This is a genomic window from Chryseobacterium sp. RU37D, from assembly GCF_900156075.1.
Classification (GTDB): Bacteria; Bacteroidota; Bacteroidia; order Flavobacteriales; family Weeksellaceae; genus Chryseobacterium.
The window spans coordinates 1-12,652 of the sequence record NZ_FTMM01000011.1 but is presented as its reverse complement, the minus strand read 5'-3'; the positions used below and the strand labels follow the sequence as shown (position 1 = coordinate 12,652).

The 12,652-nt window shown below is 33.5% G+C and carries 10 protein-coding genes; 5 read left to right on the top strand and 5 right to left on the bottom strand.

What is annotated here, in order from left to right; all coding sequences use genetic code 11:
* Positions 1-20 precede the first annotated feature (20 nt).
* The 5 genes from BW926_RS07070 to folE form a co-directional block, all read right to left on the bottom strand.
* Positions 21-2,672 carry a 4-alpha-glucanotransferase gene (locus BW926_RS07070; RefSeq protein WP_076445597.1) on the bottom strand — a complete coding sequence of 884 codons (2,652 nt, stop codon included), beginning with the start codon at positions 2,670-2,672 and terminating at the stop codon, positions 21-23.
* A gap of 122 nt (positions 2,673-2,794) precedes the next feature.
* On the bottom strand, positions 2,795-3,961 hold the full coding sequence (locus BW926_RS07065; RefSeq protein WP_076445595.1) for a T9SS type A sorting domain-containing protein: 1,167 nt from the start codon (positions 3,959-3,961) through the stop codon (positions 2,795-2,797).
* A gap of 374 nt (positions 3,962-4,335) precedes the next feature.
* Positions 4,336-5,850 carry a cysteine--tRNA ligase gene (gene cysS / locus BW926_RS07060; RefSeq protein ID WP_076445593.1) on the bottom strand — a complete coding sequence of 505 codons (1,515 nt, stop codon included), beginning with the start codon at positions 5,848-5,850 and terminating at the stop codon, positions 4,336-4,338.
* Between the two features lie 123 nt (positions 5,851-5,973).
* The gene (locus tag BW926_RS07055) at positions 5,974-6,405 is read right to left on the bottom strand and encodes a DinB family protein (RefSeq protein WP_076445591.1); all 432 of its coding nucleotides are present in this window, start codon (positions 6,403-6,405) and stop codon (positions 5,974-5,976) included.
* Positions 6,406-6,415: 10 nt separating this feature from the next.
* On the bottom strand, positions 6,416-7,081 hold the full coding sequence (gene folE, locus BW926_RS07050; RefSeq protein WP_076445589.1) for a GTP cyclohydrolase I FolE: 666 nt from the start codon (positions 7,079-7,081) through the stop codon (positions 6,416-6,418).
* Positions 7,082-7,178: 97 nt separating this feature from the next.
* Between folE and BW926_RS07045 the strand changes: the two genes are divergently transcribed.
* The 5 genes from BW926_RS07045 to BW926_RS07025 all read left to right on the top strand — a co-directional run bounded on the left by BW926_RS07045 (position 7,179) and on the right by BW926_RS07025 (position 12,418).
* Entirely contained in the window at positions 7,179-8,333 is a 1,155-nt protein-coding gene (locus BW926_RS07045) for a hypothetical protein (protein WP_076445587.1), read from the top strand.
* Positions 8,334-9,620: 1,287 nt separating this feature from the next.
* The gene (locus BW926_RS07035) at positions 9,621-10,304 is read left to right on the top strand and encodes a Crp/Fnr family transcriptional regulator (RefSeq protein WP_076445582.1); all 684 of its coding nucleotides are present in this window, start codon (positions 9,621-9,623) and stop codon (positions 10,302-10,304) included.
* A 49-nt stretch (positions 10,305-10,353) separates the two neighbouring features.
* On the top strand, positions 10,354-11,247 hold the full coding sequence (locus BW926_RS07030) for an anti-sigma factor (RefSeq protein ID WP_076445579.1): 894 nt from the start codon (positions 10,354-10,356) through the stop codon (positions 11,245-11,247).
* Between the two features lie 428 nt (positions 11,248-11,675).
* Positions 11,676-11,966, top strand: a complete 291-nt coding sequence (locus BW926_RS14540) for a hypothetical protein (RefSeq protein WP_228403416.1) — start codon at positions 11,676-11,678, stop codon at positions 11,964-11,966.
* Complete coding sequence (locus BW926_RS07025; protein WP_262484490.1) at positions 11,930-12,418, top strand: sulfite exporter TauE/SafE family protein; 489 nt, start codon at positions 11,930-11,932, stop codon at positions 12,416-12,418. Before BW926_RS14540 ends, BW926_RS07025 begins: the two co-directional genes overlap by 37 nt.
* Positions 12,419-12,652: the final 234 nt, after the last annotated feature.

The window sequence follows — 12,652 nt, the reverse complement described above, 5'->3', positions numbered from 1 at the left end:
TTGATAATCAAATGTTAAATTTATAATCTCCCACTATCTTCCACCCAATAAGCAATTTTTTGATTAAAGCTTTCATGCTTTTTCAGATCTTCTAATTTCAGATGCATTCTATACCTCCAGTAATGCGGAAAAACAGCTGGATTATTAATTCTTTCATCATCCATTTTAGGGTTTGTAAGGTCTTTGTCAATAGCCAGAAACTCCTGAATCGGGAAAATGGCGAGCATTGCATTGCTATAAAGATGCTGCTTCATTATAATTTCAGCAAGATAAGCATCCATTTCTTCAGGCGCTCTTCCGTATTGAATCAACTGCTGATTAAAATATTTTTGTGTAAGCACCGGATCTTCCTTCCACCACTGCCTTAATGTGGAACTGTCGTGCGACGAAGCTGTTACCACATTTAAATATCCAGCATTTTTAGGATTGTAGAACGGAATATTATCAGAAGGCATACGCTGTACTTTCAAGGCTATAATTGCCAACTCATCCATTACTACAGGTACACAGTTCGGAACCATGCCCAAATCTTCTCCACAAATCAGCATTTTTGTAGAATTCAGGATCATTGGAAGCTTTTCCATCGCCTTTTGATACCAAAGGTGATCTTGTCTGCTGAAGAAGTAATCATGGTAAAGATCATAGATGACTTTCTTTTCCCAGTCTGATAAAAATTGATAAGAATCTGTATTATAAATATTAAATCTAGGATGATAAACAATTTGCCCCCCTTTTTCTTCAATTAAAAATAAAACATTAGCGCAAAGTGAAATTAATTGCTCCTCAATTATGCCTCTTGGATTCTTCTTAAAGAAATCGGTTAATTTTCTCTGAGTATTAAATTCTTCTTTAAAAGAATAAGTTCCATCTCCGTTACTATTGATAAACTCAAGGGCTTTACCACTATCTTCACCCAAATATTTCCAGAGAATCTGATCATTGATGAAAGGTTTACAATACCTGTCAAAATTAAACGGGATATGCCACGCATTGAACTCTTCCAAAGTAATGGGAACAGCAGGATAAAAATAACCCAAGATGCCTTGTGTAGCAGAAATTGGCATCCTCCAAATCCGGAAAAAGCCTAAAATATGGTCTATCCTCATGGCATCAAAATACTGCTCCAACGCCTTGAACCTGTTTTTCCACCACCTGTAATCGTCGGCTTTCATGGCTTCCCAATTATAGGTCGGGAATTCCCAGTTTTGCCCCAGCTCCGTAAACTGATCCGGTGGTGCACCCGCCTGAAACTCCATCCCGAATAACTCAGGTTCCGTCCAAGCTTCGACAGAATACCTGTAAATTCCGATCGGCAGGTCTCCTTTCAAAGAAATGCCCAGATTGTGAGTATAGTCAACAGCATCTTTTAGCTGTTTATGAAGCTGATACTGCACCCAGGCGTGAAGCATCGAAGCATCATAGTCTTTACTTTTCGCTGTAAAAAATTGTGAAATTTTTCCTGCTATAAATTTTCTATGTGTTTTCCACTCGTTGAAGTTCGGGGTTTTGTACTTATCTCTCAGGACACAAAATACCGAATAAGGAACCAGCCAGCTTTCATTATCTTTTATGAATTTTTTAAAATTCCTGTCTTTATAAATATTGTCTTTATCTTCATAAAAAACAGCTTTCAGAAACTTCCATTTAGAAGAGATCATTCTTTCATAATCAATTAATTCTAATAAATTCAAAGCCGTTTTTTCAGACTGATATTCTTCAACTAATTCTTTCGGTAACTGGAAATCAAGATTTTCCAGTGAAATATACTGTGGATGCAGCGCATATACCGAAACTGCGGCATAAGGATAAGAATCCGTCCATGAGTAATTTGCCGTTGTATCATTGATCGGTAAAATCTGGATAATCCCAAGATTCGTTTCATTAGCCCAATCTGCAAGTTTTTTAATATCAGAAAATTCCCCAACCCCAAAACCATCCTCAGTTCTCAATGAAAAAACCGGAACTGCAACCCCTGCATCATGATACAGCTGATACAGCTTGAACTTAAAATAATGATTGGAAACAACCTGCAGGACATCTTTCAGCTGGTTGGGAGCTGTGAATCTGTTTTCTCCGGTCTCTACATCGATTACTTTTCCGACCTGTACATCATACAGGCAGTACTTGAACTGAATATATTCATTTTCAGGAATTTCAACTGAAGTTTCCCAAACCCCGAAGCTTGTTTGAGACAAATGAATGGCCTTTTCATAATCCCAGCTTCCCAAAGAAGGTGTACTTCCGAACAAGACTATTTTCCAGTGCTGATTATAGATCGGGGCTTCGATTCTAAATAAATGGGTATGCTTTTTTACAACTGAAATTTTTTCAGGAGAAAACTGATTTAGCTTATTGTAAAGAATTTTATTGTTCAGATAATTTTCAGGAAAATTTTTATTATTCCATTCATCAAAAATCAGGAATTCCTTATAGTTGTGAGGAAAATTAAGATGATGTGAAACAAATTCTTCCCGAAGAACAATTCCTCTGTCATCTACCAGTTGGTATTTATAAGAAATAGATTTTGAAAAATAATCAACCTCACATTTCCATAAACCATTTTCAGTATAAAACATGATGTGATCTTGCGATACAGCTCCTTCTTCATTGATAATCAGCAGCAACTTTTCTCCTACTTTTGCACTGTAATCTACATTAAAATAAAGCTTCATTTACATTTTTTTATAAAAATACATTTTAATCTCGAAAAATAAAACTTATTGAATATCAAATATCCATTAAAAAACCTTTTCATATTTTGAAAAGGTTTTTATTCCATTTAGAAAACAACAGTTTATTCTATAATAAGGATTTTTTTATTTAATAAAATTTTTCCTGATTCATCAGTAATGCTTACCAGATAAGCTCCGGCAACGAGATTTTTAAGGTAAATCTGCTGATTTAAAGATCCTTCTTTTACTGATAAATTCTGCATCATTACATTTTTTCCTGAAAGATCAAAAACATTGAATTTAATATTTTCTTTTACGGCTTTATCATTGACCTTAACATTGATAAAATGCTCATCAACGCGGGTCGGATAAATATCAAGGTTAGCAAAAACGTTCCCTGAAACAGCCTTATCGTTTGCAAAATATTTACTTGCCAAATCATAGATATGCAGGTTTTGCTCGCCCCCCAACTGTTTTGCCTGTAAAGTATTTAAATCTACCTCATACAGAGGAGCCCCTTTTGCACTTGCTATGACTACATTTCCTTTAGCATTCACTGCGGAACCGTTTACTGAATAATTTTCAGGAATTCCGGAAATTTTACCTATAAATTTCGCCTTCAATTCTTTTGTTGAAACCTTGAAGACATTCCCCGAAACTGAAAAAACATAGAAATTATTTTCTGCATCGGCAATCATATCCCCTCCAAATCCGGTCTGTATGGTTGTGAAAGAATTTTTACCATTAGAAGCATCGTCTTTGATAATTCCCAAATCATTTACAATATATTGATTTCCTTTTCTGCTGATCTGTAGAAACTGGGTTCCGGCATTGTTGATCGCATAAATATTGCCGTCATATCCCGTTGCCATTCTTGTCATGTGAGAGTTGACATCACAGGAAGTAATTTTTGAAAGGTTATTTTCCACCAAAGTAATTTCTTTTGTTTTGGAATTTAAAACATAAATATTAGATGAAAACATCGGCATATACACTAGATTGTTATTAAACGGATCGTAAGCCAAGGCAGCCATATTCACAGCCTGAGAGTTGTTATATGCATTCTTATCTTCGGTTACAATTCCCTTTTTGTTTTGTGAAAATACTCTTGCCGGAGAATCAGCGGTGAAAATTTTCTCTCCGGAAATACCGTTTGTTACATCTATTGCACGGAAATCGCTGAAAATAATATTAGGTGTATCTTTTCCGACCAATGCAAAGAAATCCTGCTGCGCCTGGGCATTTGCTCCTAATGCAAGCAGAAATAAAGGGAATAAAAGTTTTTTCATAATATATAAATTTTGGTTTAATCATTTTAGTATGACTAAGTTACATAATTTTTTAATTCGTTAATAAAAAATATCCAAGGTTGGAATAAGAATCTATTTTAAACGCAACGTTCGCCAGATCAATTTTAAATTATCGAGAACATTTTGGTTCACAAAGATGCTTCACTCTGCTAAGTTATCCACAAATTATGTCATTCTGACGAAGGAAGAATCTCTATTAAAGTTAAACAAAAAGGTTCCTCGTTCCGCTTTGCGTCATTCAGGAAGACAGCTTTTATGCATAAAAACTCTCGCAGATTTTATAGATTACGCAGATGACTTTATTATAAAATCTACATAATCTGCGAGAGATATATTTAAAATTTTAACTTCTTCTAATTCAAAACGTAGGTTGTTCCGTCTCTTCCGTCTTTGAGCTCAATGCCTTCTGCAAGGAGCTTATCGCGGATTTGGTCTGAAAGCTCAAAGTTTTTAGATTTTCTGGCCTGATTTCTCAATTCAATTAAAACGTTCAAGGTCTGATCAAGCTTTTCGTTGTTGCTTTCCTCAATGGTCTGAAGTCCTAAAACATCAAAAACAAAGGCATTCAATGTTTTTTCAAGTAACTCCAGATCCTCTATTGATAGTATTTTAATTTCAGATTTTACAGCGTTAAGTTTATAAATATTATTAACAGCTTCAAAAATATAAGAAATTAGAATAGGAGAATTAAAATCATCATTGAGAGCTTCATAACATTTATTAACCCATGATTTTACGTCAAAAGGAAGAGCATTAGGTGATAAATTATTAAAAAGATCAACATCCTTGTTACTTTTGTAATTTTCTTGGATTGAAGGTAATAATTTCAACGCTTCCATCAATCTGATGAAACCTTTTTCACTCGCAATCATCGCATCATTGGATATATCCAAAACACTTCTGTAATGAGCCTGTAAAAAGCAAAAACGGACAATAGACGGATGGAAAGGCTTTTCAAAGAAATCATTTTCACCAGTTACCAACTGCATTGGCAAAATATAATTGCCTGTAGATTTACTCATACGCTGAGAGTTCATGGTCAGCATGTTAGCATGCATCCAGTAATTCACCGGAGCTGTATCATTGCAGGCTTTTCCCTGTGCGATTTCACATTCGTGGTGTGGGAATTTCAAATCCATTCCACCTCCGTGAATGTCAAAAGTTTCACCTAAATATTTCGTGCTCATTGCAGTACATTCAAGGTGCCATCCCGGGAAGCCCTCTCCCCAAGGCGAATTCCATCGCATAATATGTGCCGGGGAAGCTTTTTTCCAAAGGGCAAAATCCTGTGGGTTTTTCTTTTCACCTTGCCCGTCCAGATCACGGGTATTGGCGAAAAGTTCTTCGATATTTCTTTTTGACAATTCACCATAATTTAAACCTCTTCTATTGTATTCCAATACATCGAAGTATACGGAGCCATTGCTTTCGTAAGCGAATCCTTTTTCAATTAATTTTTGGGTTAATTCAATCTGCTCCACGATATGGCCGGTTGCTGTAGGTTCAATATTAGGAGGTAATAGATTGAACAAATCCAGAACTTTATGAAAATCTACTGTGTATTTTTGTACAATTTCCATAGGTTCTAATTTTTCAAGGCGGGTCTGTTTTACGAAACGGTCGTTATTTACGTCTCCATCGTCGGTGAGGTGACCTGCATCGGTGATATTTCTTACGTATCTCACCTTATACCCCAAATGCATCAAACTTCGGTAAATGAAATCGAAAGACAGGAAAGTCCTTACATTTCCCAAATGTACATTGCTGTAAACCGTCGGTCCACACACGTACATTCCTACATTTCCGTCTAAAATGGGTTTAAATATTTCTTTTTCGCTGGTAAGCGAGTTGTATATTTTTAGTTGCATTTATTTTTTTAATTAAAAGATTTAATGATTAAAGATTTAAAAATTAGTCAAAACAAATCCTGTCACAACAAATAATGGTCGTGATGAAAATTTTATCAGAAACTTTTTTAAATTTTATCATTATTATATCGCTTTTAAATGATGTTGTAAATGACCAATATAATCATTGATGATGAATTCCAGCGTGAAAATCTGAGGTTCGTTTTTTGTCATATCGCAGTTTCTCTGCAGAGCTTCATCCGGTAAATTTTCCACGGTGCGGACGATCTGGTAATTCAGAAACTTCCAAAGGTTGATAATATCCGAAGTGGGAGTATTCTGATAATCCTGAGCTTTTACCCAAAAATCCTGATCATAAACAATATTCTCGTTTTCTTTATACTGTGTGATTATAAATCTTCTGATGTTTGACAAAGAACTATCACAAAGGTGCCCTAAAATTTCCTTTTTAGACCATTTTTCGGGAGAAGCTTTATACGACCAGTCTTCTTCATACATTTCTTCAAATCTGAGAAGCTGTTCATCAACAATATTTTTAAGAATCTGATAATCCATTAATTCAAATTTAATCTAATTTCGCATGACTTCCTACATAATGTAGAAATTCCTGTCTTGTAATAGGATTGGTCCTGAAAATTCCGCTTAATTCTGCCGTAATCGTAGAACTTGCCGTGTCTTTTATTCCTCTGCAGTTTACACAAAGATGTTTTGCATCGATAATACAAGCCACATCTTTTGTTCCCAAAGCTTCTTTTAAAGCAGCGACGATTTGCATTGTCAATCTCTCCTGAACCTGCGGTCTTTTAGCATAATAATCTACGATCCTGTTGATTTTGGAAAGACCAATTACTTCACCATTTGAAATATAAGCAACATGCGCTCTCCCAATGATTGGTAAAAAATGATGCTCACAGAAAGAATATACCGTAATATCTTTTTCTACCAGCATCTGGCGGTATTTATATTTGTTTGAAAAAGTAGAAATTCCCGGTTTATTTTCGGGAAGAAGCCCTCCAAAAATTTCATTGACATACATTTTAGCAACACGTCTCGGAGAATCTTTCAGGGAATCGTCTGTCATATCAAGCCCCAATGTTTCCATAATTTCTCCGAAAAGATTTGTAATTTTTTCTATTTTTTCCTGTGGTGATTTATCAAAAGCATCTTTCCTTATAGGCGTATGTTCTTTTCCTGTGAAAATATCATCGTCGTTATCAGTAAAATCAACCATTTTTATTTATTTTGCACAAAAATACGGATAAAATCTGTTGATCATATTTATTTTGACCGAAAAACATTATCTTTCACCACCACTCTCAGTTTATACTATGATTATTGTCGAAGAAGTAAAAAATGAAACTCAGAAAAAGGATTTTTTAGAATTCCCGTCAACACTTTACCAACATGACAAAAACTACATCAGACCTTTAAATAAGGATATTGAGGAAATTTTTAACCCTGAAAAAAATAAGTTCTTCAAAAATGGAGAATGCAGCAGGTTTTTGTTCAGAAATAAGCAAGGTGAAATTGTGGGAAAAGTTGCTGTTTTTGTGAACAAACTTTACAAGCAGCAGCAGCCTACGGGAGGGTTTGGTTTCTTCGACTGTATCAATGATCAGGAAACTGCCAATTTTATTTTTGACTATTGCAAAAACTGGCTTCAGGAGCGAAGAATGGAAGCGATGGACGGACCTATCAATTTCGGGGAGCGTGATAAATTCTGGGGGCTCCTGATTGAAGATTTTATCGAACCTCTTTATGGAATGAACTATAATTTTCCTTATTATAAAGGGCTTTTTGAGAATTATGGCTTAAAAATTTATTTTGAGCAGCTGTGCTTTTCAAGGCCTATCTTTGCCGATGTCTCAAGGGTCTTCACTGTAATGCATGCCAAACACAGCAGAAATCCCGACATATCTGCAAGACCGATGACAAAGGATCAACTGAAAAAATTTTCAAAAGATTTCACCGAAATTTATAATAAAGCATGGGCCACACACGGAGAAGGGAAACAGATGAGCGAAGGGAAGGTATTAAAAATGTTTAAAAAAATGAAGCCTATTTTAAACGAACATATTTCCTGGTTTGTCTATGAAAAGGAAAAACCGATTGCCATGTGGATGAATCTTCCGGATCTGAATCAATGGCTTAAATACTTAAACGGAAAATTTGGTTTATGGGAAAAGCTTAAGTTCCTTTGGATAAAAAAATTTAAGAAAAATGAGAAAATGGTAGGGCTTGTTTTTGGAGTTGTTCCCGAATGGCAAACAAAAGGTATCGATGGCTATATGATTTGGGAAGGAACTCAACATTTGAGAAAATATACTGATTTTAAAGTGACCGAATTGCAATGGATTGGTGATTTTAACCCAAAAATGGTAAAAATTGCAGAGAATCTGGATACGACGGTGACAAGAAAACTAGCCACCTACAGATACTTATTCGATAGAGAAAAAGAATTTGAACGGCATCCGATGTTGTAACTATGTTTCGGCGGCGGCTTTGCCGCCGCCGAAACATAGTTTTAAAAATCAAATATTATTATAGAATAGCTCTTTACCCACTTTTAATATTATTGCTTTTCCAATTGTACAAATCAATTACCAATATAAAATATTATCTATCAAAAAATAAGTAAGTAAGAGTAAATAATTTAACATACTTCATTATTTAAAATTCATAATACGCAAATTCTTCATCAAAATACTCTCCCAAAAATAAGACGCAATTATTCTCAATTTTCTCTAAAATATTTTTCTCGCAATCGGATGACTTTTTTAATTTAATTGTTAATATCTATTAGCGTCATTTATTTTTTTCGCTAATAAAAAAAGTATAAAAAAAATAGATATTATATTTTTGTTTGAAATTAATCATAAAAAAACTGATTTTATTTAATAAATTAAACACAAAGGCAATATATATTACAATTTTAATATTAAAAAAACATAATGATAAAAACTCTTTCGACCTGGAAAAAACTTTATTCCAGATATAATAATATTCAGCTTTATTCTAAAACTGAAATAATAAGCTCAATTGACTTGGTGTATAGCTTTCAAAATTATTTAAGATGTGCTATTCTTTATCACATTCTTATTTCAACTGCTCACCGTCCTTTGGTTAATTTTTTCTCCATAATTCCAACGGATGGTTTCTTACAAAATTCTCACCCTTTATTAATTTATTAATATGCTTTACGTGATAACTTTTGCATGCAGTTTTATTGCATTTGGGATAAATGTGGTTTGTGGTGGTGCAGGTCCGATATTGTTATTTATTCTTGATCGATTTCTACCTGTGATTCAGGTTTCTAATGTCTTGTCAATTGGAACTTCAAGTAGCTCTTTCTCACATATTGTCATTTTTTATAAGGCTATTTACTGGAAGATTGTTCGCTTTTTACCAACAACCTTACCTTATATATTGCCGTGAAGTTGGATACTTACATATGTTCACATTTATGAATTGATCATGGCTCTTTTTCCTTATTAGAAACCTATAAAACCGAAGAAAAAGATTTAGGAATAGTAGATTTTACTTACCATTAGTTTTTTACAGGCCTTACTTCAGGTTTTATCAGAGCGAGAGGAATACTATTTAATCAAATTTACATGAAAATTGGGATGACAAATCAGCAAATTGTTGCTAAAAGGGCTGCAAATGAGATTACACTGAATATTGTAAAGCTTAACACTTAATATATACCTTGATTATTTACAATATTCTTTCTTTTTACTTTACACAACTTTAAAATACAAAAATATACAATGAATCAATTTTGGTATTTCGAGAATATTAATTTATTCGACTTGCTTTGTCCGCATAAGTTCAAATCTTTTGCAGATACCCATACTTTTCTGCATTTTAAGAAAAATGACTTTATATACATGGAAGGAGATGTTGCAAAAAAATTCTATCTGATAAGTAAAGGAAAGGTAAAAATTGGGTTTAGGGAAGAATCTGGTGAAGAGATTGTAACCGCTTACCTTAAAAAGGGAGAAATCTTTGGCGAAAGTGTGATGCTGAACCAAAAAACAAGAAAAGAATTTGCACAAGCAGTAGAAAACCAGACTGAGCTTTGCCATGTAACTCTGAGACAAGCTGAAGAGCTAATGAAAGGTAATAATAATTTCAGTGTCAGTATTTATAAATTTATTGGTTATAAATTCAGAAAAATAGAGCGGAAATATCAAATAATGCTCTTTAGAAATACCAAGACCAGAGCCATTGAGTTTATAAAAGAAATGATGGATGACGGTTTTGCTTCTCAAAAACTATTGAATGGTGAAATTTTAGTACAAAATCCCTATTCTCAATCCGAAATGGCAAAATTGATAGGAACATCACGCTCTACCTTTAATCTTTTAATCAACGAACTGCAGGAAGATGATTTTCTTCTATGGGAAAAAGGTAAGATTTTATTGAAAAATAAATTTTTGTTAGAATTCTAACAATGTATAATTATTTTTCACATTTACTTTGTATTACAATTTTAATAATATGAAAAAAATAGTTTTTAGCTCATTGACAATCACTTCTTTATTACTTAGCTCTTGTAATAATGATAATGATCCTCCAACTACAAAAAATCTTACATTAAGTATTCACGGTTTAGAAAATTTAGGAAGTAATTATGTCTATGAAGGTTGGCTTATGGTAAGCGGAGTGCCTGTTTCTAGTGGTAGATTTACTGTAAATTCTTCCGGACAATTGTCACAAACATTGTTCCCTGTTCCTTATGAACAATTGAGCACAGCTAAAGCTTTTATACTTACTATAGAGCCTTCTACAAATGACGATCCTGCACCAAGCAAAGTTCATATTCTGGCTGGAGACTTTAACGGAAATACAGGTACTGCAAGTATATATCACACTGCAGCTTTAGGCAATAATTTTTCTACAACAGCGGGAAAATACATCTTGGCAACACCTACAGATGGTGGGGCTATGACCAACGAAGAAAGTGGTGTTTGGTTTCTGGATAATTCATCTGGTTCTGCTGTTGCGGGTTTATCGCTTCCTACATTACCGGAAGGTTGGAAGTATGAGGGATGGGCAGTAATAAACGGAATATTTGTAAGTACAGGAACTTTTACCAGTCCATCCATTGCAGACGATAATGCTAATACATCTCAATATAAAGAATCTGCGAATAACGGGCCTGCTTTTCCTGGGGAAGATTTTTTGAAAAATGCACCGACAGGGCTTACATTTCCTACTGATCTTAAAGAAAAAACGATTGTCATTAGCATAGAACCTTATCCTGATAACAGCCCATTACCATTTACATTAAAGCCTTTGTTGCAGACAATTCCAGCTAATGCAGCAGTTCATACAGTACTTTCCATGACGCAAAATTTTAGCTCTTTCCCTACCGGAAGTTTTAGTAGATAAAAATAAATGTAGAGTTGATTTAATTTGACTTCACATTTTATAATAGTTTTAAAAAAAGTCAAAATACGAATATAAAAAATATACAATATGCTTTTTGTTGAAAATTAAGCATATAAAGACCTTTTTTATTCAATAAGTTAAGCATAAAGGCAATATATTATAATTTTAATATTAAAAAAAACATAATGATAAAAATTCTTTCGACCTGGAAAAAACTTTATTCCAGATATAATAGAATTCAGCTTTATTCTAAAACTGAAATAATAAGTTCAATTGACTTGATATATAGCTTTCAAAATTATTTAAGATGTGCAATTCTTTTTCACATTCTTATTTCAATTGCTCAACGTCCTTTGGTCAATTTATTTTCTATGATTCCGACGGATGATTTCTTACACAATTGTCACCCCCTCCATTAATTTATTAATATGCTTTACGTAGTAATTTTTGCATGCAGTTTTATTGCATTTGGGATAAGTGTGGTTTGTGGTGGTGGTGCGGGACTGATATTGTTATCTGTTCTTAATCGATTTCTACCTGTGATTCAGGTTCCTGCTGTTTTATCAATTGGGACTTCAAGCAGCTCTTTCTCCCGTATTGTTATTTTTTATAAGGATATTAACTGGAAGATTGTTCGTTTTTTTTACCGACAGCGTTACCAGGTGTATTGTTGGGAAGTTGGATGCTTACATATGTTGAACCTTTATGGGTTGAATTAATCATGGCTCTTTTCCTTATTGGAAATCTACCACAAATATTTAAAGGTAAAGATTATAAAACTGAAGAAAAAGAATTAAGAGTAGTAAATTTACTTACCATAGGTCTTTTTGCAGGTCTTACTTCAGGTTTTATCAGTGCCGGAGGAATTCTTTTTAATAAATTTTACATGAAAATCGGAATGACAAATCAGCAAATTGTTGCTACAAGGGCTGCAAATGAGATTACACTGAATATCGTAAAACTTAGCACCTATATATACCTCGGATTATTTACAATCACCTCTTTTAAAATAGGAATTGTTGTAGGATGCGCCGCAATACTTTCTTCTTATCTTATGAAGAAAATTATATTACGGATTAGTATAAAATGGTTTTATACTCTTGGCTTTTCCACTATGGTAATATCTGGAATTGTTATGTTAATAAACTTTGTTGAAAAGTTTTACAGATAAGACAATTATATCAAAGTATTATTTAAGCTCCCAAGAGTTAAGTACTTACTAAAACTTGAATTTTTTTTACTGGTAGAATAACATTAAAATTTTAATTAGCGTGTTTTATTCTATATCAAATCATCAACTTCTTAATATAAAAAGACCGCATAACGCGGTCTAAAAAAAAATTATATGAAAAATTCTACTCATATAAATATACTAATATTTCACTATCCTAAACAAATTTTATTT